18 protein-coding genes are annotated in these 23,036 nt (G+C 69.4%); 4 read left to right on the forward strand and 14 right to left on the reverse strand.

Annotated elements, in window-relative coordinates; genetic code table 11:
* Positions 1 to 25 precede the first annotated feature (25 nt).
* Positions 26 to 1,042: a matrixin family metalloprotease gene (locus tag ACWEOO_RS00075; RefSeq protein ID WP_452141043.1), complete on the forward strand. Its 1,017-nt coding sequence runs from the start codon at positions 26 to 28 to the stop codon at positions 1,040 to 1,042.
* Here ACWEOO_RS00075 and ACWEOO_RS00080 read toward each other — a convergent pair.
* Genes ACWEOO_RS00080 through ddaH form a run of 6 tightly spaced genes read right to left on the reverse strand, consistent with a single transcriptional unit; the run spans position 1,010 to position 6,388 of the window.
* Positions 1,010 to 2,293 (reverse strand): APC family permease, encoded by a 1,284-nt coding sequence (locus ACWEOO_RS00080; protein ID WP_452141044.1) that lies wholly within the window; start codon positions 2,291 to 2,293, stop codon positions 1,010 to 1,012. The genes ACWEOO_RS00075 and ACWEOO_RS00080 overlap by 33 nt on opposite strands.
* 28 nt (positions 2,294 to 2,321) lie before the next feature.
* Positions 2,322 to 3,329 carry an asparagine synthetase A gene (locus ACWEOO_RS00085; protein WP_359940343.1) on the reverse strand — a complete coding sequence of 336 codons (1,008 nt, stop codon included), beginning with the start codon at positions 3,327 to 3,329 and terminating at the stop codon, positions 2,322 to 2,324.
* The gene (locus ACWEOO_RS00090; protein WP_359940340.1) at positions 3,274 to 4,674 is read right to left on the reverse strand and encodes a methylaspartate mutase; all 1,401 of its coding nucleotides are present in this window, start codon (positions 4,672 to 4,674) and stop codon (positions 3,274 to 3,276) included. The genes ACWEOO_RS00085 and ACWEOO_RS00090 overlap by 56 nt, the downstream gene beginning before the upstream one ends.
* A complete protein-coding gene (locus tag ACWEOO_RS00095) occupies positions 4,671 to 5,123 on the reverse strand; it encodes a cobalamin B12-binding domain-containing protein (RefSeq protein WP_359940337.1) in 453 nt (150 codons plus the stop codon). Before ACWEOO_RS00095 ends, ACWEOO_RS00090 begins: the two co-directional genes overlap by 4 nt.
* Before the next feature lie 45 nt (positions 5,124 to 5,168).
* Positions 5,169 to 5,510 (reverse strand): hypothetical protein, encoded by a 342-nt coding sequence (locus ACWEOO_RS00100; RefSeq protein ID WP_359940334.1) that lies wholly within the window; start codon positions 5,508 to 5,510, stop codon positions 5,169 to 5,171.
* On the reverse strand, positions 5,510 to 6,388 hold the full coding sequence (gene ddaH, locus ACWEOO_RS00105; RefSeq protein WP_452141045.1) for a dimethylargininase: 879 nt from the start codon (positions 6,386 to 6,388) through the stop codon (positions 5,510 to 5,512). The genes ACWEOO_RS00100 and ddaH overlap by 1 nt, the downstream gene beginning before the upstream one ends.
* Before the next feature lie 127 nt (positions 6,389 to 6,515).
* Here ddaH and ACWEOO_RS00110 point away from each other — a divergent pair, with 127 nt between their 5' ends.
* Positions 6,516 to 7,931 (forward strand): hypothetical protein, encoded by a 1,416-nt coding sequence (locus ACWEOO_RS00110; RefSeq protein WP_452141046.1) that lies wholly within the window; start codon positions 6,516 to 6,518, stop codon positions 7,929 to 7,931.
* Between the two features lie 478 nt (positions 7,932 to 8,409).
* Positions 8,410 to 10,083: a DUF222 domain-containing protein gene (locus tag ACWEOO_RS00115; RefSeq protein ID WP_452141047.1), complete on the forward strand. Its 1,674-nt coding sequence runs from the start codon at positions 8,410 to 8,412 to the stop codon at positions 10,081 to 10,083.
* Between the two features lie 866 nt (positions 10,084 to 10,949).
* On the opposite strand, the gene ACWEOO_RS00120 is transcribed toward ACWEOO_RS00115, so the two are convergent.
* Positions 10,950 to 12,260, reverse strand: coding sequence for an MFS transporter (locus ACWEOO_RS00120; RefSeq protein WP_359934399.1), 1,311 nt, complete (start codon positions 12,258 to 12,260; stop codon positions 10,950 to 10,952).
* Positions 12,261 to 12,492: 232 nt separating this feature from the next.
* On the opposite strand from ACWEOO_RS00120, the gene ACWEOO_RS00125 reads away from it, so the two are divergent.
* Positions 12,493 to 13,737 carry a cytochrome P450 family protein gene (locus tag ACWEOO_RS00125; RefSeq protein ID WP_359934397.1) on the forward strand — a complete coding sequence of 415 codons (1,245 nt, stop codon included), beginning with the start codon at positions 12,493 to 12,495 and terminating at the stop codon, positions 13,735 to 13,737.
* Positions 13,738 to 13,800: 63 nt separating this feature from the next.
* Here ACWEOO_RS00125 and ACWEOO_RS00130 read toward each other — a convergent pair whose 3' ends face one another.
* Genes ACWEOO_RS00130 through ACWEOO_RS00160 form a run of 7 tightly spaced genes read right to left on the reverse strand, consistent with a single transcriptional unit; the run spans position 13,801 to position 23,021 of the window.
* Positions 13,801 to 15,588 (reverse strand): ABC transporter substrate-binding protein, encoded by a 1,788-nt coding sequence (locus tag ACWEOO_RS00130; RefSeq protein WP_452141048.1) that lies wholly within the window; start codon positions 15,586 to 15,588, stop codon positions 13,801 to 13,803.
* 24 nt (positions 15,589 to 15,612) lie between these two features.
* On the reverse strand, positions 15,613 to 16,878 hold the full coding sequence (locus ACWEOO_RS00135) for an ATP-grasp domain-containing protein (RefSeq protein WP_452141049.1): 1,266 nt from the start codon (positions 16,876 to 16,878) through the stop codon (positions 15,613 to 15,615).
* Positions 16,879 to 16,883: 5 nt separating this feature from the next.
* Positions 16,884 to 18,020, reverse strand: a complete 1,137-nt coding sequence (locus ACWEOO_RS00140) for an NAD(P)/FAD-dependent oxidoreductase (RefSeq protein ID WP_452141050.1) — start codon at positions 18,018 to 18,020, stop codon at positions 16,884 to 16,886.
* A 5-nt stretch (positions 18,021 to 18,025) separates the two neighbouring features.
* The gene (locus ACWEOO_RS00145) at positions 18,026 to 19,696 is read right to left on the reverse strand and encodes a class I tRNA ligase family protein (protein ID WP_452141051.1); all 1,671 of its coding nucleotides are present in this window, start codon (positions 19,694 to 19,696) and stop codon (positions 18,026 to 18,028) included.
* On the reverse strand, positions 19,693 to 20,160 hold the full coding sequence (locus tag ACWEOO_RS00150; RefSeq protein ID WP_359934387.1) for a cupin domain-containing protein: 468 nt from the start codon (positions 20,158 to 20,160) through the stop codon (positions 19,693 to 19,695). The genes ACWEOO_RS00145 and ACWEOO_RS00150 overlap by 4 nt, the downstream gene beginning before the upstream one ends.
* Before the next feature lie 2 nt (positions 20,161 to 20,162).
* Positions 20,163 to 21,680, reverse strand: coding sequence for a PqqD family protein (locus ACWEOO_RS00155; RefSeq protein WP_452141052.1), 1,518 nt, complete (start codon positions 21,678 to 21,680; stop codon positions 20,163 to 20,165).
* Positions 21,681 to 21,716: 36 nt separating this feature from the next.
* Positions 21,717 to 23,021 carry a SidA/IucD/PvdA family monooxygenase gene (locus ACWEOO_RS00160; RefSeq protein ID WP_452141053.1) on the reverse strand — a complete coding sequence of 435 codons (1,305 nt, stop codon included), beginning with the start codon at positions 23,019 to 23,021 and terminating at the stop codon, positions 21,717 to 21,719.
* Positions 23,022 to 23,036: the final 15 nt, after the last annotated feature.

The following is a 23,036-nucleotide window of genomic DNA, read 5'->3' on the forward strand; positions in this document are numbered from 1 at the left end:
GTAGCAGCGCCAAGGGGGGAACATCATGAAGTACACGCGTGCCATCGTGGTGCTCGTGAGCGCGACGCTCGGCGTCGGCTCGGCACCGCCCTTGACCACAACAGCAGCCGTCGCGGCCGATCCGTGCGGCCTGCCGCGAGGCGTCCTGAAACTCGCCGACCTGGCCTCCCGGTCCGCGATCGAGTGCGGTGCCGTCGGCCGGCTCGTCGACGCCGGGAACGGGGTACCGCTCCCGGTTCAGCAGCCGGGGCGCAGCGTCACCCTCGACATGCTGTATCCGGACGGAGCCCGGACCTTCACCCTCGCCACCGACGCCCGCGGCGTGGTGACGACCGGCTCGCACCACCAGGCGAGCAAGTTCCCGGACCTGCCAGGTCCCGGGGCTTGCGAGCGGGACACGTACAGCCTGCGTTCTTACAAGTGGTACAAACCCTGGCTGTTCCGTACGACCAGAGGAACGGCGCTCGCGAACCAGAGCCAGGCCGCCTTCGACGCAGCCGCGCGCAGGGCAACCGCCAACATGACGCAAGGCCGCAACACCTGCGGTTTGCGCGGCGGGATCCACGCGGCCGGCGCATTCGTGGGCCACACCAACGAGCGCGGCAACTTCGTGTACGCCGACGGGCAGACCACCTGCGGCGACTCCGACGGCCGGAACGTGATCGACGCGGGGGATCTGCCCGGCGGCTTCCTCGAAGCGACACTGGCGTGGACGTGCACCTGGGCCGAGACCCGGCACGGCGTCACGATGGCCGTCTCGGCGGACATCAGGATGAACGACACCGACTACAAGTGGACCTACGATCCGGTCAACGACCCCGCCTGCCAGCCGGCGCTGCCGCCCGATCAGGATCGCTGGCGGTACGACGTGGAGTCGGTGCTGACCCACGAGATCGGCCACGTCTACGGACTGGTCAACCTCAGCGCGGCCGAGGACGTCAACCTGACGATGTACCCAGGCGTCCGACGCTGTACCGGCCACATGCGCACCCTCGGCCGCGGCGACGTCCTAGGGCTGCGGGCGCTCTACGGGTCTCGCTGATCGCGTGAGTCGCAGATAGAGCAACGCGCCGATGGTGACCACCAACGGCCAGATCAGGTAGACCCCGGCCATCAGGAGCAGCACCACGACAGCTCCTTGCGCCACGAGCGCGGCGAACCGTGCTCCGCTGCGTCGCGGCAGCAACTTCACCGCTGCCGCGACGCCCACGGCGTACACGGTCACGAAGAGCCCGGTGGTGAGCAGGACAAGGGATTGCGGCTCCAGCCGTGCCACCACCACGATCGCGGCGGTCGTCATCGACATCGCGCTCAGTACGGCGAGGCTGCGTCGGGGAACCTCACCGGCTGAGCTGCCGCGGTCCAGCCAGGCGGGCAGTGCGCCGTCGCGGGCCAGGGCGGCGCCGAGCTTGGCGGCGCCCGCGTAGTACGCGTTCATCGCGCCGAAGGTGAGCAGCAGCGCGGCCACAGCGGCCAGCACCCGGGCGTTGCCGCCGAGGCCGATGGCCAGGAGATCGCCGAGCGGCGCCGCGGTGTCGCCGGCCCGCGGACCCAGGACGGTGACCGTGGCGAAGGCGACGCTGAGGTAGATCACGCCGACGACGATCACCGCGATGGCAGTGGCCCGCGGCACGTCGCGGGCCGGCCGCCGGAACTCCGCGGTCAGGTAGGTAACGGTTTCCCAGCCGACGAAACTCCAGACCAGCAAAGCGGCGGCCGGTCCGATCGCCTGCCAGCCATGCGGTGCGAACGGCTCCAGGTTGGACAGATCGGCGTGCGGCAGCGACAGCGCGACCGCGAGACCCAGGAAGACCGTCAGCAGTCCGGCCAGGGCGATCTGGACGCGTCCCGTCACCTGGATGCCGAAGGCGTTCGCGCCCGGCACGATCACCAGCAGCGCCACCATGGTGGCGACGACGGTGCTCCGTCCGCCGCCCAGCGCCCCTTCGACATAGCCGCCCGCCCACAACGCGGCGGCCGGCCCGCCGACCGGAACGGACAGGTAGAAGCACCAGCCGACGATCGCCGCGGCCCGTTCGCCGAAGGCCAGCCGCGCGTACGTCGCGATCCCGCCCGCATCCGGGTAGCGGGCGCCGAGCGCGGCGAAGGTGGCGGCCAGCGGAGCGGACACGACCGCGAGTCCCAGCCAGGCCAGCAGCGAGGCCGGGCCCGCCACGTCGGCAGCGAGCGCCGGCAGCGCGATGACGCCGGTCGCCAGGACGGCGCCGACGTACAACGCCGTGCCTTGTCCGAGACTGAGCCGGCCCGCCGGTGCCGACGAGGTTTCTGTCATGGGCGATATCTTCGCGGCAACCGGGCGGTCACGGCGAGGCGATCCCCGGCACCTTCGGGAACGCGCTCGCCTGCCAGACCGAATCCAGCCCCGCGACGTACCGGGTGAACCGCTCGAGGCCGAGTCCGAAACCCGCGCTCGGCGGGACGCCGTCCTTGAGCATCTGCAGGTACCACGCGTACTTCGCCGGGTTCTCCGCGGTCTCCCGCATCCGCGCGATGATCGTCGCGTAGTCCTGCTCGCGTTCGCTGCCGCTGCACAGCTCGCCGTACCCCTCCGCCGCGATCAGGTCGAAGTTCCGCAGCATCCCGGGCAGGTCCTTGTTCTCCCGGTCGTAGAAGCCGCGCGACCCCTTCGGGTAGTCGGTGACGAAGAACGGTCGGCTGGCCTTCGCCGACAGCTTCGCCTCGCCTTCCCAGTCGAGCTCGGCGTCCGGGTTCTGGTCGTGCCCCATGGCCTGCAGGTCCGCGACCGCGTCCGCGTGCGTCCGGCGCCGGAACGGCTCGGTGAGCAGCTCGGTGAACTCGGAGGTGTCCCGGCCGAGCGCCTCGAACTCACCGGGCAGGTGCTCCACCGCCTGCTGCACGATGTGGCGAACGAGTTCCTCCGCGACCGTCATCGCGTCGTCCCGGGACGCGTTCGCCATCTCGATGTCGATCTGGTGGAACTCGGCCAGGTGCCTGCTCGTCGATGCGGTCTCGAGCGGTTCCAGCCGGATGTTGGGCGCGATGAAGAAGATCTTGTCGAACGACGTCAGCACGGCCTGCTTGTAGAGGATCGCGCTCGTCATCAGCTTGTAGCGGTGCCCGTAGTAGTCCACGTCGACCTGCTTGGCGCCGCGGGCGCCGGGGTCGGTGACCGGGCCGATGACGGGCGGCAGCAACTCGATGAACCCCTGGGCGCCGAGGTACTGCCGGGCCGCGGTCAGCATCCGGTGCTGGATCTTCAGCACCGACCGGGTGACCGGCGAGGTGAGGTGCTCACGCGGACTGGCGGGCAGCCGGGCTTCGGTCTCCGGGATCCGGGTCTCGGTCATCTCCTGTGCTCCCTGCTGAGGCGCCCGGTAGGGGCGGTGCGGTCGGTGTCGGAAGGTGCGTGGCCGCGGGTGCGGCGCGGTACTCGTGCTCCAGGCTGGCGCTGTCGTAGGTGCGTTCGACGTACGACAACGAGGCCAGCAGCCCCGCCGCCGTCAGGTCTGCCGGGTCGGTCGGGCCGACCGCACCGCGGATCGGCATCGACCCGACGGAGGACCACTGCAACCGCCCCGCGCTGTCGAGGTAGCTGCGGGCCCGGCCGGCGTTGTCCGGGTGCAGGCAGTACGGCACGTCGAGGTAGCCGCGCCGGAACGCGGTGGCCAGCGCAGTTCCGATGTCCGGGCTGAGGTCCAGCACAGCCTCGATCAAGGTGGTCGCCTCGGCGTGGATGCCGGTGTCGGCGGTCTCGCCGGCGATCGTGAGGCAGTGCTCGGCGGCCAGCGCCGCGGTCTCCAGGGCGGCGATGTTCTCCGCGAAGGTGGGAATTCGGTAGCCTTCGGCAACTGTTTTCACGATCAGCCGGCCCGCGCCCGTCCGGACAGCCAGCCGTGCGGCCTCCTCGAGCAGCCGCGAGGCGCCGTCCGGCGTCCTGGGATACACGCCCATGTAGGTGTAGACGACGATGTGCCACTCGATGTCCGGCAGCCACTGGGCGGCCAGCCGGCGCAGGGCCAGCAGCGCCTCGACGTCCTGGTCCGGGTTGGTCTGCTGGGCGTAGCTCAGTGAGACGCTGCGGATCCCGTGCTGACGGAAGAACAAGCACTCGAGCACGCTCAACGCCACCAGCAGGCTGGGCGGGCAGAGCTGGCCCATCATGCAGCCGCCGAAGCTCTCGACGTGCGGTTCGGCTCCGGTGGACCTGACCTCGGCCAGGAGGTCGCAGCTACGGGCCCAGTTCGGGATCGACTCCGACAACGGCATCCGGCTGTACGGCAGGCAGTACGAGACCGGCCCGCCCTCGGTCGCGTGCAGCCCGGCGCGGATCAGCGCGGCCACGATCGGCTCGGGGCAGGGCGAACCGTGCCGGACCTGGACCGGGAAGTCGGGTTCGACGACACCGTCCAGGACTCTGCGAGTGGTGGCCGGGTCGTGCGCGACGATCGGATAGCCGTTGAGTTCGATGCCGCTCGCCAGCGCCGACTGCGCGTTCACGTTGTCACCCATCCGGGTGTAGCTGTCGAGCGTGATCGTCCCGACCGTGGTGGCCGCCGCGCTCTTGGTGGCCAGCAGGCCTGCCCGCATCGCGACCGGATCGCTGACCCCCATCCGCGGCTGCACCACCAGCCGGCCGGACCGGTGGGCGCGGGCGACGAAGTCACCGAACGAGCCGGTGCCCGGGCCGCTCACGAAGCCCGGCCGGTGGTCAGTCGACCGACGTACGACCGGAAGGCGGTCAGTCCGGTGCCGTCCTCGAAGACCGCTCCATACCCCGCAGCCTTCAGCTGGGACCGGCTGCGCTCGCTCCCGGGCCCGGAGATCCCCAGCTTCCCGCCGATCACCATCGGCGTACCGGCCAGCTCCGGGTGATTGCGGACCTGACCGATCAGCCGCAGCCCGTCGTGGAAGCCGTGCCCGTTCACCGTGCTGACGACGATCAGGTCGGGCCGCAGCCGCAGGCATTCCGAGACCATCAGGTCGTCCGGGACGCAGGCGCCGAGGTTGCGGACCTGATGGCCGAGCTCCTCGAGCAGCAACTGCAGGACGACAAGATTCCAGGTGTGCGAGTCCGACGACACGCTGGTCAGTACGACGGACAAGCCGTCGACACTGATCTCCTTCCCCGCGGCGTGATCCATGACGAACAGAGCGGCGATCCGCGCCGGTCTGATACATCCCGGCGATCAGCCCGGGTCGATCTCTTCCAGTTCGGACACACCGGTCGCGGCCTGCGGACCGTACCGCTCCCAGCGCTCGTGCAACCGGATCCGGCCGTCGGGCAGCACTTCGGGCGTGCTCTCGCACCGTCCGACGACGAGTTCGCCGTCGGACAGCACCATGGTGTAGCTGAACTCCAGCGTGTCGTCCGGGCGGCACAGGCCGGTGAGTGCGCCCCGGCGTACCCGGCCGCCGCTGAAGTCCGCCCAGAGCAGGTCGCCGTGCTGGCGGTACGACGCGACCGTCGCCTCGCCGTCCCCGGCCTCGTGGCCGGCCGGGGAGAACTTCCTGCCGTTGTAGTCGATCATCAGCCACCCGCCGGATCGTGGAGCTCCAAGGTGCAGCACTTCACGCCGCCGCCGGCCCGCAGCAGTTCCGAGACGTCCATGCCGATCGGCTCGAAGCCGGCCTCGCGCAACTTCGCGATCAGGTTCGTCGCGCCGGCGGACATCAGCACGTGACGGCCGTCGGACACGGCGTTCAGGCCGAACACACCGGCGTCGTCGGCGTCGGCGATGATCGCGGACGGGAAGAGCTCCCGCAGGATCGCCTGACTGCCCGTCGTGAAGGCGCCCGGGTAGTACATGACCGTGTCCGCGTCCAGCACTGCCAGCGCGGTGTCCAGGTGGTAGTACCGGTCGTCGACGAGGGTCAGGCCGATCACCGGGCGATCGAAGTACTGCTCGCTCTCCAGATGCGCCCGGCGGTCCGTACGGAATCCGCTGCCGGCCAGCAGCCAGCGGCCGGCGGTCAGGTAGTCACCCTCGCCCTCGTTCGCCGTCGCGGCCTGCTGGACCTGCAGACCACGGCTGCGGAACCATTCCAGGTACGACGCCGACTCCGCGTCGCGCTCGGCGTGCCGGAAGCGGGCCACCAGCGCGCGGTCGCCCCAGACGGTGGCGCCGTTCGCGGCGAACACCATGTCCGGCAGCCCCGGCGCCGGGGGGATCAGCTCGACGGTGTGGCCGAGGCCGACGAGCTGGTCGTGGATCCGCTGCCACTGCGCCATCGCGATCGGCTGGTCGGTGGGCTTGGCCGGATTCATCCACGGGTTGATCGAGTAGGTGACGTCGAAGTAGGTCGGCGGGCACATCAGGTACCGGCGGTGGCTGCTTCGCCGGATCACGGCGTTGCGCGGCAGGTCGGCGGTGGCGGTCGCGGTGCCGGCGTCGGAAATGAGGTTCATGCCGACAAGAGCCTGCGGGTGCCGCGATCAGATACCTCCGCGCATCAGTGTATTTCCGGCCGCCGGTGGCTGCCTCTGACCGAGCAGGAGCGCTCTGATTCCGCGTCGACCCCCGGAGGTCCCGATCATGCAGACCGGCTTGAGCCGAGCTGAACTCACAGCACAGTACCTGGACGAGATCAAGCGACGCGGGATCTCCGCCGCCGAACTCGTCAGCACCCAGCCCGAGTCCGTCGGGCTGCAGTCGTTCTACGGCGGGCGCTACCTGCCCCGGCCGGTCTTCCTCGGGGCCGAGGAATGCGAACAGCTGGCGAACGACATCCTGACCATGCACGCCGCGCTGATCAGCCTGCCCGACAAGCTGTACGGCGGCGACCTGGCCGCGTTCGGCCGCGCCGTCGGGCTGACCGAGGTGCAGGTCTCCGCGGTCCTGCGCAGCCGCGGGACGACGGTGACGAAGCAGAGCCGCGCCGACCTGTACATGGACGAGTCCGGCTTCAAGCTGCTCGAGTTCAACATGGGCAGCGCGCTCGGCGGCATCGACCAGTCCGACATGGCGCGGGCCCTGCTCGACCAGCCGGTGCTCGCGGAGTTCGCCCAGACGCACCGTCTCGGCTACATCGACACCATGCGCGAACAGGTGAACAACATGTTCGTCGAATGCGGCTTCGAGTACGGGTCGCGGCCGGTGCTGGCGACCATCGACTGGCCGAGCAGCTACGAGACCCTCGAGCCGTACATGCACCACTTCGCGACGCGGCTGCACGAGATGGGCGTCGACGCCCACGTCGGGCACATCGGCCAGCTGGAGGTCCGCGACGGCGGCGTCTGGCTGGGCGACCTGAAGATCGACATCATCCAGCGGCTGTTCATGCTGCAGGATCTGCTGGAGGACCCGGACGCGCACGCGCTGATGGATCCGATCCTGGACGCCGCCGCCCGCGGTGAGGTCAAGATCTTCACGCCGATGGACTCGGAGATGTTCGCCAGCAAGGCGGCGCTCGCGATGCTGTCCGACGAGGAGAACCGCCAGTACTTCGACCAGGAGACCCTGGTCAGCCTGGACCGGATCCTGCCGTGGACGCGGATGGTGCGCTCCGGCCCAGTGACGCTGGAGGACGGCTCGCAGGTCGAACTGCTCGACTACGTGCTGAGTCACCAGGAGGACCTGGTGCTCAAGCCGACCTCACGCCACAGCGGCGAAGGAGTGCTCCTCGGCTGGCGCGACGACACGAGCGCCGAGCTGTGGGAGGAGCGGGTCCGCGAGGCCCTGGACGAACCGTGGATCGTGCAGCGCCGGATCCGCCCGGTCCCGGAGCTGTTCCCGATGCCCGACGGCGACCCGGTGCCGTGGATCGTCAACTGGGGCGTCTTCACCGTTGTCAACGGGTACGGCGGCGTCTTCACCCGCGCCGCGACCGTCGAGTCCGACCTCGAGGTCATCCGGCTGTTCGCCGGCGCGTCCGCAGGTTGCTGCCTGCACGTCCTGCCCGAGGACTCCGACGTCGAGCCCGGCACGGCCCTCCCGGTCCGCAGAGGCTGACCCACGAACAAACCGGCGCGGCGCCTACTGGGCACCGCGCCGGTTCGTCGTGCTTCGAGCGTTATTCAGAATAGAGAGTGAGAGTTGGCTACGTGGCTGGGTTTGCCGGGCCAGCGACAGTCAGCGCATCAGGGTGCCGAGCATGGGGTCGTAACGGCAGGCATCGGCCACTTCAAGAGACAGGAAGGAAAAGAAGAGTGAGAGTTGGGTGTGTGGCCGGGTTCGGTAGGCCGGTGGAAGTCCGCGCGTAGGACCGGGTCGTCCCTCGCTGGTGGGTTGACGCGGTCTCAGTCCCTGTGGGGCTGGATCGCGAGGAGGTCGGCGAGTTGGTTTCAGGTCCGTGCCGGCCGGGTGACGCGGGCCGAGCGGGTGCAGTCGAGTGGCGCGGGGTGTTTGCTGGTGTGGGCCCCCAAACAGCCCACAAAATAAGGGGATTCCGGCCCGGAAACTGTCGGTGGCGCCGTCTAGAGTCAATGCCATGGAACTTCTAGGCGAACGGCCGGCGTGGTCGATGAGTGGCAGCGAACTGCTGTCCACCCTCGACACGCTGGAAGCCGAGCTCGCTCGCCTGGAGGCGTACCGGTTGAGCGTGGTCGCGGCGATCGAGTCCACCGGGTACGCCGAAGAGCTCGGCGCCCGCGACACCGCCGAGCTACTGCGGTTCCGGTACCGCCTGGACCCCCCGGCCGCCCGCCGCACCCTCCGCCTCGCCCAGACCGCCCCGCACTACCCAGCCGTAGCCACCGCCCTCGAACGCACCGCCTCGCCCGCCTCCGCCACGACCGCCGACATACCCGACAGCGGATCCGGGGACGGCGTACCCGACGACAGCGGATCTGAAGACAGCGGATCCGAGGCCGGTGCTGGCGATGATGGCTGGCTGCTGCGGCCGGCGCAGGCGGCCGCGATCGTGTTCGGACTCGACCGGGTCCGGTCACGGGTCCCGGTGGAGCACCTGGACGCGGCCGCGGAACAGCTGGTCGGGCTGGCCGGCCACCTGTCACCCGGCGAACTACGCACCGCCGCCAAGGAGATCGCCGACCTGCTCGACTCCGACGGCCCCGAACCAGAAGAACTGAAGGCGTACGAACGCGAGTCCCTGACACTCTCGGCTGCCGACAACGGCGTGAAGTTCAAGGGCTTCCTGGCCAACGAGAACGCCGAACTCCTGCGCGCGGTCGTGCACGCCGGTGCCCGCCCGCACAAGACCGTCGACGGCGAACACGACCCCCGCCCCCGCGACAAGCGCCAGGCCGACGCCCTGTCCGGCGCCCTGAGCATCGCCGCCGCCGCGTGGGACACCGCCGGACCCACCGCGCCCACCGGATCTACGGCGGCGCCCATGACCGCCGCGGGCAGCGCGGGCAGTGCGGGCAGCGCGGGCAGTGCGGGCAGTGCGGGCAGTGCGGGCAGTGCGGGCAACGCTGGCAGTGCTGGCGATGCGGGGAGTGCTGGGAGCGGTGGCAAGGATCGTCGAGTGGCCGGGTACGGCGCGAAGGCGACCATCACCGTCACCATCGACCTCGAAGACCTCAAAGCCGCCACCGCCGACGCGATCGGCCACACCGTCTACAGCGGCGGGCTGTCCGCGGCCACGATCCGGCGGCTGGCGTGCGACGCGAACATCATCCCGCTGGTGCTCGGCTCGAACTCCGAACCGCTGGATGTCGGCCGCCGCGTGCGGCTCGTCACCGGGGCGATGCGCCGCGCCCTGGACGCCCGCGACCGCGGCTGTGTGGTGTGTGGAGCCCCGCCGATCATGTGCGACGCCCATCACCTGATTTCCTGGCTCGACGGCGGCGACACCAAGGTCGACAACCTGGCGCTGCTGTGCCGTCGTCACCACGTCGACCTGCACAGGGGCCGCTGGCACATCACCATCCTCGACGGCGTCGTGCACGTCGCCCGCCCCAGCTGGGCCGAACCCGAACCCGGACCCGCCGCGGCGCGACGCACCGCGCCTCCGCGCGCCCGACCACCCAACGGCAGGACGGACCCGCGCGAGTCCGAGCCCACCCAGCCCACCCAGCCCGGAGACGTCGGCCGGCGGGCGGTCGAGGGCGTCGTGGTGGAGACCGCCGCCGACCGCTCGCGGTGGCGGGCCGACGAGGGTGTGCTCCAGCAAGCGGCCGACTTCGCAGCCACCGGCTGAGCCCGGACAACACAACAGCCTCCTACCCGCAGACCTGCGGGCAGGAGGCTGTTGTGCTGCGGCGGGGTCAGGAGACGGTGGAGGTCAGGCAGCACGACGGCCTGCTACTCGTGGGCCTGTGGGTAGGAGGCTGTTGTGCTGTGGCGAGTCAGGAGACGGTGGAGGTCAGGCAGCACGACGGCCTGCTACTCGTGGGCCTGTGGGTAGGAGGCTGTTGTGCTGCGGCGGGGTCAGGAGACGGTGGAGGTCAGGCAGCACGACGGCCTGCTACTCGTGGGCCTGTGGGCGGGAGGCTGTTGTGCTGTGGCGGGTCAGGAGACGGTGGAGGTCAGGCAGCACGACGGCCTGCTACTCGTGGGCCTGTGGGTAGGAGGCTGTTGTGCTGTGGCGAGTCAGGAGACGGTGGAGGCCAGGCAGCACAGCGGCCTTCTACTCGCGGAGCTGTGGGCGGGAGGCTGTTGTGCTGCGGCGGGGTCAGGAGACGGCGGAATCGTTCCAGCCGCCTCCGGCAGCGAATGGTCCGTCTCGTCGCCCACACTGAACCGGTGAGGGGACCTGCCCTCCCGCGGGCGGATCGGCCTCGCGCGTCGTTCTTTACCGGCCGTCCGCGCCCCTGCTCGACGTGCTCACCGAGCGCGAGCACGAGGAGGGAACCGGCCTGCCTGTGGGATGGGCCGGCGTACAGGTCGCGCTGGCAAACCTCCGGCCAACCGCCGAAGCCGGCCACCAAGCTCAACTTCTTGGCCTCTTGCCTGAAGGCCCGTTCGACAAGATGGTGTGGGAGTTGGAATGCCGACCGTCAGCGGACCGCCGAACCGAGCCGGGCACCCAGCTCCCACTCCATCAGCTTGTATGTAGCCCTCCCCTTAGGTCGCCGCTTCCGGGGTGGTGGTGTCCGGCGCGGTCGTGTCGGTCTTGGCTTCAGTTGCGGCCGGCTCCTCGTCCGGGCGGCGCATGCCGATCCGCGCGCAGACCGCGGACAGTACGGCGACGCCGGCCGCCCACAGCCAGAACGTCTGTCCGACGTGGGCCCACAGCCAGACACCGACCGCCGGACCGACCGCGTTGCCCAGGCCGAAGACGCTGAGCATGGCGCCGGAGTAGCGGCCGCGCAGGTGCGGCGGCGCCACCATGCCCGGGTACGCGAACGTGGTCGGTGCGCCGATGATCTCCGACATCGTCCAGATCAGCGTGCCGAGGATCAGCAGCACCGGAACCAGCGCGATCGCGTAGACGCCGTACCCGACCGCGACCAGACCGAACCCGGCGATCGCGGTCAGCCGCAGCGGCCAGGTCTGCACGTACTTGGTCGCCGGCACCTCGCAGACGGCCACCACGATGGCGTTGGCCGAGACGACCAGGCTGTACCACCACAGGCTGCTGCCGTCGTCGACGATCGCCAGCGGAAGCACCGCGATGTACTGGCAGTAGACGATCGTCACGAGGAACACGGCGGCCAGGTAGAAGTCGTACCGCCAGTCGGCGAGCACGGCGCGATACCCCTGCTTCGGTTCCGTGGCCTTGGCGGCGGCAGTGGCGGCGGCCTCCTCCGGTGTGGCCTTCCCGGGCAGGTACCTCCAGGCGATCGCACTGTAGACGACGGCGGCGAACGCTTCGGCCCAGAACAGCAGGTTGTACGAGACCGACACCAGCGCGACGCCGACGATCGGGGTCACCGCGGTGCCCAGGTTGATCGCCAGCCGGTACATCGCCATCGTCATCACCAGCTGGCCAGGCTTGGTGAGCTCGGCCAGCATCGCCTGCGCGGCCGGCCGGTTCAGCATGCTGACGGTGCTGACCGTCAGGATCGCCAGCAGGATGACCCAGTAGACGTTGATGTACAGGATCGAGACGATCAGCGCGGCGGAGCCGAGCATGCTGATCAATGTCGCCGCCCGCGCACTCAACCGGTCGGTGAGCCAGCCGCCGACGAACGACCCCAGCACATGGCCGGCGCCGTAGACGCCGAGGGCGAACCCGGCCTGGCCGGCGCTGAAGCCCTTGTGCGTCATGAACAGCACCAGGAAGATCTGCAGGAACGCGCCCAGCCGGTTGACGAAGACGCCGAACAGCAGTGCCTTCGACGTGATCGACGTCTGGCGCCAGGTCGCGATGGCGCCGAGTCCCTCTCCCGGCTGCCCGGTCGAACTCGGTTCGCGGTCGACTTCTTCGCTCATCAGTTACTCCACCCCTCTGTGCCGGTGACCACGCTGCCCCCGGCGGGCTTGTGCCAGAAGGCATTCGGTCCTGCACGCTACCGCTCGCAGCGCCGTACCGACAGTCCCCAAAAGCAACAAAACAAGGCGTATCAGGGCGGGCCGGCCGACGCCTCTGATGAATGACGGCGACGCGTAGCGGAGCGCACGTGCGCCCCTGTCGACATGCCTTGTTCCCAGGAGGATCTGACCTATGACAACCGAAATGACGGAGGCCCTCCCGCGGATCCCGGACGACTTCATGCAGAGGCCGTACGAGATCCTCGAGCCGTACCGCAAGGCCGGCCGTGTGCACCACGTGGTCTTCCCGCACGGCGCCGACGTCTGGCTCGTCACCCGGTACGCCGACGTACGGACGCTGCTCCAGGACCCCAGGGTGAGCAAGGACGGTACGCGGATGAACGAGATGTTCGCCCGCCACACCGGGACCTACGTCGAGGACGAGAAGCCCGACGTCGGCTTCGACGACGAGCTGTCCCAGCACATGCTGAACAGCGACCCGCCGCGGCACACCCGGCTGCGGGCGCTGGTCAGCAAGGCCTTCACGCTGCGCCGGATGGAGGCGTTCCGGGAGCGGATCGAGGAGCTCGTCGACGACTACCTGACCAAACTCGAGGGCCGCGACGACGTCGACCTGGTCGGCGAGTTCGCCCAGCCGCTGCCGATCGTGATCATCTGCGACGTGCTCGGCATTCCGTTCGAGGACCGTGAGCGGTTCCAGCAGTGGGCGGTCGAGCTGGTCGGCGCCGGCCACCCGGCGGAGGTCGTCGAGAACGCCTCCAAGAACGTCATCGAGTACGGCCGGCACATCATCGAGATGAAGCGCAAGAACCCGGCCGAGGACATGGTCAGCGCGATGATCGAGGGTTCGCCGGAAGGTGACCGGCTGACCGACGACGAGCTCGTCGCGATGATCTTCCTGTACACGGTGGCCGGTCACATCACCTCGCAGCACACGCTGTCGAACGCGATCCTCAGCCTGCTCACGCACCCCGAGGCGATGGCCCGGCTGCGGTCCGACCCGTCGATCATGGGGCACGCGATCGACGAGCTGATGCGGTACGACGGCGGCGTCGGCGTGGCCACCTTCCGGTTCACCGCGGAGGACATCGAGATCGGCGACGTGGTGGTCCCGAAGAACAACATCCTCGCGCTGTCGATCCTGTCGGCGCACCGCGACGACGAGCAGTACGAGAACGCGAACACGCTCGACCTGGACCGCAAGCCGAAGGGCGTCCTCGGATTCGGTCACGGCCCGCACTTCTGCATCGGGCAGCCGCTGGCCAAGATGCAGACGAACATCGCGCTGACCCGGCTGCTGGAACGCTTCCCGGACCTGCGGATGACGGCCGACCCGAGCTTCCTGGAGTGGGAGCCGAGCACCCTCCTGCGCGGCATGCACCACCTGCCGGCGGCAACCATCCCGCCGAAGTCCTGAACCTCGCCGGACATGACACTGCCCCAGCCGATCGGCTGGGGCAGTGTTGTTTGTAGGTACGGTTCACTCCTCGACGTAGTACCAGTCCTCGGGTGTGATCAGGCCGTACGGGTTCACCGGCTCGAGGCCGCGCAGGTTCTTCGCGACCTCGAACATCCGGTTCGGGAAGCCCGGGGACCAGATCGTCGGTACCTGCTCGGCGATGTAGTCCTGGTAGTCGAACATCGCCTGCGGGTCGTCGCTGTGCACGGTGCGGTCGATCAGCTCGTCGGCCTTCGGGTCGCTGTAGTCGCCGAAGTTGCTGCCGCCGCCGGTGCGGAACAACATCTCGCCGGTCAGGTGCCCGTAGAACGACCAGCCGCCGTTCCAGCTGTTGATCTCCCACAGCCGCTTCGCGGGACCGGGGCTGTGGTCCTCGGCCACCATCACCGAGCCGTACACCGGCTCCAGCTTCAGCTCGATTCCGGCCTTCGCCGCATCCTCCTTGAACATCTCCAGCATCCGGGTCAGCGCGACCTTGCCCTCGACGTACCGGATCGTGAACGAGAGCCGGTCGCCGATCTCGACACCCTCACCGGAGCAGCCGGCCACCTCACCGGGCTGGACGCAGCCGGCCGGCAGCGTGCTGGTGTCCCAGCCGTGCGCCTCGAGCAGCCGCCGGGCCGCGTCGACGTCGAACGGCATCGGGTCGTTGCGCTGCTTCGGCGAGACGTGCGGGTTGGCCGGGGAGATCGGCACCGGGCCGTCCATCCGGTACGCGTTGCCGTGGAAGATCTCCCGGATCGCGCGGTCCTGGTCCAGGCACATCTGCAGCGCCTGCCGGACGTAGGCGTGCTTGTAGATCGCCGCGGGAGTGGAGTCGTTGTCGAAGTTGAACGGCATGTAGCGCACCACGAACAGGTCCTGCGCCACCAGGCGGTACGAGTCCGCGAGCGGGTCCTCGCCGTCGTCGGTGAGCCCCATCCCGAACGGCAGGTACCCGATCTGGATCCCGTCCGGCGCGTCCGGTCCCGCCTGCAGGCGCTCGTACATCAGCTCGTCGGTGTCGTTCTGCACTTGCCGGAATTCGTCCAGGTGCGGCTTGTTCGGGCCGGAGTACTTGTCGTTCGGGACGAAGGTGACGACGCCGTCGAGGGTGTAGCTCTTCAGCCGCCACGGGCCGTTGACGACGCTCCACACCGGGCTCTCGGCCCAGCCGCCGCGGAAGTGGTTCGCCTCGATCGTCCAGTCGCCGTTCTGGCTCACCAGGTAGTCGTAGACGGCCGGGATGTCGGCCTTGTCGAACGACGCACGGGCCGGCCCGTCCTCGGTCCGGTCCCAGGCCTTCGGCATCGGCGTGATCAGCGACAGCTGGTTCATCTCCACCCAGGTCTTGGAGTAGACCTCGTCGAAGGTGAAGCGGACCTTGTCCTCGGCGATCTTCTCGTACGACGTGAGGTTGTCGGGGAAGTAGCCGGGGACGTAGTACCCGAGCCGGTCGCCCTTGACCGCCATCATGTTCACCCAGAACATCACGTTGTCGGCGCAGATCGGCTCACCGTTGGACCACTGCCAGGGTTTCAGCGTGACGGTGACGCTCAGCCCGTCCTCGCTCCACTCCGGCGGGTAGGCCAGGCTCAGGTCGGGGTTCACCTCCGGCCTGCCCTCCCGGCCGAGCCAGTACAGCGGGCGGAACATCAGCACCTGGAACTCGTACAGGTTGCGGATGCCGATCCGCTCCCGCGGCGTGAACGGGAAGATGGCCGCGGGCGGGAAGCCCGGGTTGCAGGCCCAGGTGACGGTGCCACCCTTGATCGGCCGGCCGTCCTCGGACGGCTGGTCGGACTGGTGCTCGGTCAGCACAGTGGACATCCAGGTCACCTCTCGTGAGTTGGATCAGGCCGTCAGCTTGGTTGCCGGCGCGGCCAGGCGTACATCGATCTGGCGGGCGAACTCGTACGCCGTGCCGATCGCTTCGTCGAACGTCGCTCCGCTGGTGCAGAGGAAGCCGAGGATGTTGTTGCCGTCGGGCGGCCGCCGGATGACGTCGCCCGGCTGCGCCGTGATCTTGAGGAAGAACACGCGGTCGGACTCCGCGACGTCGGCCGGCACGGTGATCTGCTCGATCACGCCCGCCGCACCGATCAGGCAGGTGCCGGCCAGGTGTACGCCGGTCGGGCGGTAGTGCTGGACCTCGGGCTTCCGGCCGGCGGCGACGGCCATCGTCGCGCGGATCGGGCAGTAGCCGGTGCTGAGCCGGGCGAAGTAGTCCAGCCCGCCACCGCCCGGCCGCACCGCGATCTCCAGCAGGTGCGGCTTGCCGCGGTGGAAGCGGACCTCGGCGTGCATAACGCTGCGCCGCAGCCCTTGCGCGTGCGCGGCCGTCGCCACCACCTCGTGCACGGCGGCCAGCTGATCCTCGTCAAGGGTGGTCGGGGCGCGATGCGCGTCGTCGTCGAAGGTGTTGCCCTCGATCGTGATCCGGTCGACGATCGAGCCCAGGTACACCTCGTCGTCCCAGGCGAGCGCCTCGATCTGCATCTCGCGGCCGTCGAGGAACGACTCGACCAGCAGCCCGTACGGCCCGACGTCGAGGCCCTCGGCCTCCATCCGGAACCACGACATCCCGGCCATGCCCTCGAGCGCCTGCGGGAACCGGGTCCGCATCTCGTCCGGGGTGTCGATCTTGAACACGAAGTTGCTCGCGGCGCCCAACGTGGGCTTCAAGATGACCGGATAGCCGAACTCTTCCGCCGTCGCGAGCGCAGCGTCGAGGTCGGCCGCCAGGCGGAACTTGGGCACCGGCGCACCGCCGAGCTCCTGGGCCTCCCGCATCAGGAGCTTGTTGCGGCTGATCCTGGCCGCGTCGAGACCGACACCGGGCAGCCCGAGCGCCTCCGCCACCGCGGCCACCGTGAGGACGCCGGACTCGGAGAACGTCAGGACGCCGTGGAAGTGTTCGGTGGCGTGCCACTCGCGAGCCGTCGCGATGATGTCGTCGATGTGCCGCGAGCCGGCGATCCGGTAGCGGCCGGCCGGCCAGTAGTCCGGCTCACCGAGTCCGTTGAGCACGAACAAGGTGCCGCCGAACTCCTCGATCTGGCGGTAGCGGGACTGGTAGTAGCCGGCGTTCTGCACGGCCTCCAGGGCGAGCAGTTTCATGGCACCTACTCCTCACCGACCGCGGCGAGCTGCCGCGGCCTGTCGATCGGGTCCAGGCCGACCGGCCGGGGCGGCGCGCCCACCGCACGATCAGCGATCGTCCGTGCGATCTGGGGCGCGAACTTGAAGGACATCCCGCCGCACGCCGCGTACGCCCAGACGCTGCCGCCGCCGTACGACGACAGCAGCGGTCCGCCGCGCGCACGCTCGGCGAGGTAGTAGCCGTCGGTGGCGTCGGTCACCGCGGCCGAATCGAACCCCGGGAGCACGTCGGCGAACACGGTCATCAGGTGTTCCCGCCAGCGGTCGGGAGTGCTCCGGTCGGTCATCTCGCGGGTCGGCCGGCAGGCGCTCGCGGCGCTCAACCGCAGCGGTGCGTCCGCGTGCGGCACCGTCGGCATCAACCAGGCGTCGCGATCCGGGCCGAGGCCGAGCACCGCGGGCAGTCCTACCCACTCCGGTTGCCGGTACGAGAGCACGGTCTGCCGGTACAGCGTGAGCGTCGAGGCGATGACACCCGGCACGAGTTCACGCGACCAGGGACCGGCCGCGATCACGACCCGGTCGGCGGTCGCGGAGGCGCCGTCGGCGAACCGGATCACGCCGCCGCGGCCGCTCCCGGACACCTCGACGACCCGTCGGTGCGGATGCAACCGGACATTCGGCCGGTCGCCCAGCCAGCGGGCCAGCGCGATCAGGGCCCGGTCGGCGAGCACGGCGCCCGCGGTGGCCTCCAGTACGGCGCCGGAACCGGCCGGGAAGCGCACCTGCGGATATCGGCGGGCCAGCTCGTCCGGCGCGAGGCCCCACGCCCGCGCGCCGGCGGCGGTCAGCAGCGCGAGCGATGCCGCCGCCTCCGGCTCCGGCATCGCGGTCAGTGCCCCGGCCGGGTGGTAGAACCGCGCGCCGACCAGTCCCTCGACCTCCATCCAGGCCTCGTGGGACTGGGCGGCCGCGAGCGTCAGCGCCGGTTCGCCGCGATGCAGCGCGCGCACCACCCGGAGCCGATCGTTCGAGGTCGCCGTCGGGGAAGGGATCGGGCCGGCGTCGAACAGGTCCACCTGCTCGACGCCGGCCGCGCGACTGCAGTCGATCGCGGTCAGCAGTCCGATCACGCCGCCGCCGACCACGGTGATCCGCATCGGGATCACCGACCTCCGGCGAGCTCGGCGTCAGCCGTCCCGGCCGCCAGCAACGGCGGCACGAACGGCGTAACCTCGGCGAGCTCGAAGGATCCGGTGACCAGCACCCCGGCGTCTGGCAGTTCGTCGAACGCCCCGGCCTCACCGGCCGCGGCGGCGAGATCGATGAGCAGCGGCGACGCCACCGCGAGCAGGGCCTTCACCTCGCAGAACAGATCGCCCCAGGCCTCCGGCTGCTCGTCCAGGCCAGTGCCGTCGAGCGTCAGCGCATGCCGCCGCAACCGGTCGATATGGACCAGCACCGTGTCCGCCGAACGGTTCAGGTTGAACGTCGGCATCTCGTACCCGAGGTCGAACCGGTCGCGCATGAGCGCGACGCGCTGCCGTGCGGCGGCCGAGACCGGCAGCCGCACGCTGTCGCCGCCGGCGTTCGCGACCGCCTTGGCGAGAACGCCGGCCAGCTGGTTCCACGGGCCGACCAACCGGTCCGCGGCCATCTTGTCGAGGCCTGCCCGGCTGAACGTCGACCGCTGGTACTCCGGTGCGGTGAGCGCCAGGTAGAGCCGGGCGACGTCGCGCGGCACCTCCTCGAGCAGCTCCTCGGGCGTCAGCACATGTCCCTTGCTGGTCGAGAACTTCGAGCTCTCCAGCTCGTAGAACTCGTTGTTGATGATCGACTCCGGCCAGACGTACTTGTCGCCGTGCGCCATCAGCATCGCGATGTGCGGCAGGCAGAAGTAGTACGCGTTGTCGAAGCCGAGGAAGTGCACGATCCGCAGGTTCGTCGTGGGATCCGCAGCCTTGCGCCACAGCTCGCCCGGCACAGTGTCCCGGCCGAGCTTCGCGGCGGCGTACGACGTGGTGAACATGCCGGCCGGGATCAGCTCGAGCCAGGCGTTCAGCACCTGTCCGGGGACCTCCGGGAACTGCGGGTCGATACCCCAGTTCAGCGGGAAGGTGATCGGCACGTCCTGCAGCGGCCGGGACAGCAGCTCGGCGATCATCTGCCGCACGTGCGGCCGCCGGTGCTCTTTGAGGTTCTCGTGGTACGTCGTCAGCTGCTCTCGGTACTCCTCGAGAGGCAGCACCATGATGGTGGCCTCCCGGTAGGTGAGCTTGTCCTCGGGGTTGATCGTCGAGTGCGGGTTGATCAGCTGGTCGAAGTTGTTCGGGTGGCAGCAGGTCTCGCAGAGCCCGCCGCGGCTGGTCGTCAGGCAGACCGGGCAGTCGCCCTCGATCAGGCCCTCGACCATGAACTCGCCGGTCCGCTCCAGGTACGGCAGGCGGACGGTCTTCAGCCGGAACACCCCGGCCGCGTGCAGTGCTTTGAAGTACTGCAGCACGGTCGCCTTGTAGGTCTGGTCGAACGGGCCGAACCCGTCGATCGAGATACCGATCGCGCTCAGCGCCTCCTGGATCTTCGCGGTCGAGCGCTTGCACAGCTCCTCCGGCGTGATGCCTTCCCGGCCCGCCGACGCCACCACGTAGGTCTGGCTGTCGTCGGTCTCGGACGTGAAGATCACGTTGCGGCCGCGGGCCCGCTGGTACCTGGCGTAGACGTCGCCGGCCAGGTACGGACCGGCGATGTGCCCGAGGTGCATCCCGCCGTTCGGCGTCGGGTTCGGGCCGAGGACGAGAACCGGACGGTCGTCGTCGGACGGCAGGGGTCGGGTCATTGGCTGGCTCCTACTCGCTCGGCGGACTCGATGGCCTCGGCGGCCCGGCCGTTCTCGTCGACCTTCGCGGCCGCCTCGACGGCGAACCGCTCGGTGTCCGAGCCGGCGTACTCGGCGAGGAACTTGTGGGACATCTCCGGGTCCCACCAGATGCTGCAGAAGACGAAGTCCTCGTCGCCGGTGTTGTGCACCCGGTGCAGCTGACCGGGTGTGAAGTACGAGACGTCGCCGGCGCGGAACGGCTGCCGTTCGCCGCCGCACTCGACGACGCACTCACCGGAGACGGCGACGAAGATCTCCTGCTCGTGGTGGGTGTGCAGCTTGGAGACCGTTCCAGCCCGGCAGACCGCGTAGCTGACCTCGAAGGGCGCGTTCAGCACCGGCCACGGCTGCAGGCGCTGGGTGTCCACGCCGTACTCGTGCAGCAGGTTGTCGCGATCCAGCCGGGAGATGTGTACGACCATGGCTACCGTCCCGAAATCTGTTCGTAGGTGTCCGGACCGTCCTTGGAGTGCCGGGTCTCGATGACTGCCTTGTGCGGATCGCCGGCCAGGATCAGGTCGATCACCGGCGTCCCGCCGGCGGCGCTCTGCACCGAGCGGCTGTAGAGCACGCGCAACTGGCTCGGTGTGAGGCCGCTGATCCGCTCGAGCTCGGCGTCCAGCGCGAGGTCGTCGCCCGCGCCGGCCAGCAGGCTGTGGATCTCGTCGAGCCGGTCGGACAGGTGCGGGTGCTCGCGCTCCAGGAACCGCTCCAGTCCGGCGCCGTGCCCGGCGAAGGGTGAGTACGTCATGCAGACCAGGTGATCGCCGGTGAGCCCGAAGGTCGTCAGCGCGTACTCCTCGGCGGCCTTCCGCATCCGGGCCGGGGCGTCCGGGCTGTCGTACCGGGCGCGCATCATCTCCACGAGTTGGTCGGGGATGTCCTTCTTGCGCATCAGGCCGAGCGCGAACTCGACGTACTCGGCCAGGCCCTCGTCGTACGACCGCTCGAACACGCGCTCGGCCTTGATCCCGCGCAGGTGCGCCATCAGGGCCGGGTTCGCACAGTCGGACTCGGTGAAGCTGAAGGCCAGGTCGTCGAACTGGAAACCGAGGAAACCGGTCAGCATGTCGAAGTGGTCGCCGGCCCGGTACGCCGTCTCGCCGTAGACCGTGAAGAACTTCAGCCGGTCCGGTACGTCGGTGCTCACCCGGCGCTCGCTGATCGCGTCGTCGGCGTCCGCCCCGTGGATGTCCGCGAAGTACGCCTGCGAGATGTCGTCGAGCTGGCCGAGGATCCGGCCGAACCCGTTCCCGCGCGTCCGCGGCTGTACGGCCGGGCCGGTGCGCAACCGGCGCGCCAGCCGGCCGACCCAGAAGCTGTACTGATGCTGCTCCTGCGGCGAGTCGCCGGTGATCAGCACGTCGGCGCCGTCACCGTAGGCGGCGGCCAGCCCGAACGCGTTGAAGACGCTCAGGTTGCACGAGTTGCAGAACGTCGGCCGCCCGTCGGCGAAGGTCCGGTGACCGGTCATCAGAATGTCCAGCCGGTTGCGCCGTACGACGTGTTCGCGCTGCGGGGAGTCGACGTAGAACTCGCTGATCTCGTCGCCGTCCACCAGCAGCAGCTCGCAGTCCGGGTCGTCGAAGAGTTCCAGTGCGCGGTACTCGCGGTCGATGTTCTCCATCACCGCACGCGGCATACCCGCGTGCCGGTTGGTCGCCACCCGCATCCGGAACGTGCGGCCGTGGACCCGGTCCAGGATCAGCTGCATCGCCCGGACGAAGGCCAGCGTGTACGAGCTGTCCTTGCCGCCGCCGAACGCCACCAGCACCAGGTTCCGCTCCAGCTCGGGCTGATGCGGCAGCTCCGCCAGAAGTTGGCCGCTGCACCGCAACGCTTCGTCCATGACGCCGGGCGGCATGGCTGCACGCAGACCTGTGAACGTCCGGTCCCGGGCCTGTGCCAGGCCGGGCGGACGGTCCAGTTCGAGTGTTGTCATCCGGTTCTCCTCGCGGGCTGGGGCTATTCCCATCCGTTAGAGCCCGGCCGGCCCGTTGGCTGATACAGCCGCCGCCGGGATCCGCTCCCGGTGCGCGACGATGTCCCGGCAGATCTCCTCGGACCGCTGCGCCAGCACACTGAGCAGCGAGTCGGAGATGCCGTGGGTCTCCTCGTTGACACCCTGCAGGTAGCAGGCTGCGCTGCTGCCTTCGCCGCCGGTGCCGTTGAGGTCCAGACGGTACTGCCGGGTGACGTCGACGCGGTCCAGGCCGAGATCGTCGGCCAGGTCCCGCACCAGCCGGGGCATCCGGGTGTCGAACCCGGTGCCGAGGAAGATCACGTCGCGGCGCAGCTCGGTGACGGCTCCGGTCCGCCGGTCGGTGAGCTCCAGCACCAGCTCGTCCTCGGCTTCGTGGGCGGCGGTGATGTCGACCATCGTGATCAGGCGCCGATCGGTGCGCTGCTGGAAGTGGTCCAGGTACAGGTCGGCGTACAGGTGCTCGAGCATCGGAGGAGTGACGACGGAGTAGTTGGTCCGGTACAGCTCACGGAGGATCTGCTCCCGCGCGTGCGGCGGGGCGTCGAAGAACTCGTCGACGAACGACGGGTAGTACATCTCGTTGGTGAACTTGCTGGACTGGTCCGAACTGAGCCCGATGGACCGCATCAGCCACGCGATGTCGCTGTCGGGCAGATCGTCACGCAGCGCCCGGAACATCTCGGCGGCGCTCTGCGAACTGCCCAGCACCGCCACCCGGTACGGCAGGTCGCCGGACAGCTCCGCCACCCGGTGGCGGTACTGCGTGCTGTGGACGACGCGCTCCGGCGGCAGGCCGGCGAGCTCCGGCGGGATGTTCGGTTCACGGCTGCCGCCGTACACCAGGTACCTGCTGGTGATCGTCGTACCGTCGGCGAGGCTGGTGACCCACCCAGTCACCGCGCCGGTGTCGTCGCGCCGCGCGCGCACCCCGAGGCACTCGCACCCCAGCCGGATCTGGACCCCGGTGAGTGATTCCGCCACCCAGCGCAGGTATTCGGTGAACTCGACCCGGTACGGCGTGAAGGTGCTCATGTTCACGAACTCGTCGAGCCGGCCGGTCTCGAACAGATGGTTCAGGAACGAGAACCTGCTGCTCGGATCCCGCTGGGTCACCAGGTCCTTGAGGAACGACACCTGGCTGGTCGCCCACGGCATCAGCATGCCGGACTGCCACTCGATCGCCGGGTTGCGGTCGATCAGCAGCGTATCCGCCGCCAGATCAGGCGCCAGCTCCTCGAGCGCCACCGCCAGCCCGAGATTCGACGGCCCCGCACCGATCGCAAGCAGTTCGACTTCCACAGAGTTGTGTTCTGA

The sequence above is a fragment of the Kribbella sp. NPDC004138 genome (assembly GCF_053603655.1).

Coding starts and splice junctions, on each gene's coding strand:
- ACWEOO_RS00135 (WP_452141049.1), bottom strand. CDS start 16,878: ATGAAACTGCTCGCCCTGGAGGCCGTGCAGAACGCCGGCTACTACCAG.
- ACWEOO_RS00155 (WP_452141052.1), bottom strand. CDS start 21,680: ATGACAACACTCGAACTGGACCGTCCGCCCGGCCTGGCACAGGCCCGG.
- ACWEOO_RS00140 (WP_452141050.1), bottom strand. CDS start 18,020: ATGCGGATCACCGTGGTCGGCGGCGGCGTGATCGGACTGCTGACCGCG.
- ACWEOO_RS00085 (WP_359940343.1), bottom strand. CDS start 3,329: ATGACCGAGACCCGGATCCCGGAGACCGAAGCCCGGCTGCCCGCCAGT.
- ACWEOO_RS00125 (WP_359934397.1), top strand. CDS start 12,493: ATGACAACCGAAATGACGGAGGCCCTCCCGCGGATCCCGGACGACTTC.
- ACWEOO_RS00100 (WP_359940334.1), bottom strand. CDS start 5,510: ATGATCGACTACAACGGCAGGAAGTTCTCCCCGGCCGGCCACGAGGCC.
- ACWEOO_RS00130 (WP_452141048.1), bottom strand. CDS start 15,588: ATGTCCACTGTGCTGACCGAGCACCAGTCCGACCAGCCGTCCGAGGAC.
- ACWEOO_RS00095 (WP_359940337.1), bottom strand. CDS start 5,123: ATGGATCACGCCGCGGGGAAGGAGATCAGTGTCGACGGCTTGTCCGTC.
- ACWEOO_RS00080 (WP_452141044.1), bottom strand. CDS start 2,293: ATGACAGAAACCTCGTCGGCACCGGCGGGCCGGCTCAGTCTCGGACAA.
- ACWEOO_RS00120 (WP_359934399.1), bottom strand. CDS start 12,260: ATGAGCGAAGAAGTCGACCGCGAACCGAGTTCGACCGGGCAGCCGGGA.
- ddaH (WP_452141045.1), bottom strand. CDS start 6,388: ATGAACCTCATTTCCGACGCCGGCACCGCGACCGCCACCGCCGACCTG.
- ACWEOO_RS00150 (WP_359934387.1), bottom strand. CDS start 20,160: ATGGTCGTACACATCTCCCGGCTGGATCGCGACAACCTGCTGCACGAG.
- ACWEOO_RS00110 (WP_452141046.1), top strand. CDS start 6,516: ATGCAGACCGGCTTGAGCCGAGCTGAACTCACAGCACAGTACCTGGAC.
- ACWEOO_RS00145 (WP_452141051.1), bottom strand. CDS start 19,696: ATGACCCGACCCCTGCCGTCCGACGACGACCGTCCGGTTCTCGTCCTC.
- ACWEOO_RS00075 (WP_452141043.1), top strand. CDS start 26: ATGAAGTACACGCGTGCCATCGTGGTGCTCGTGAGCGCGACGCTCGGC.
- ACWEOO_RS00115 (WP_452141047.1), top strand. CDS start 8,410: ATGGAACTTCTAGGCGAACGGCCGGCGTGGTCGATGAGTGGCAGCGAA.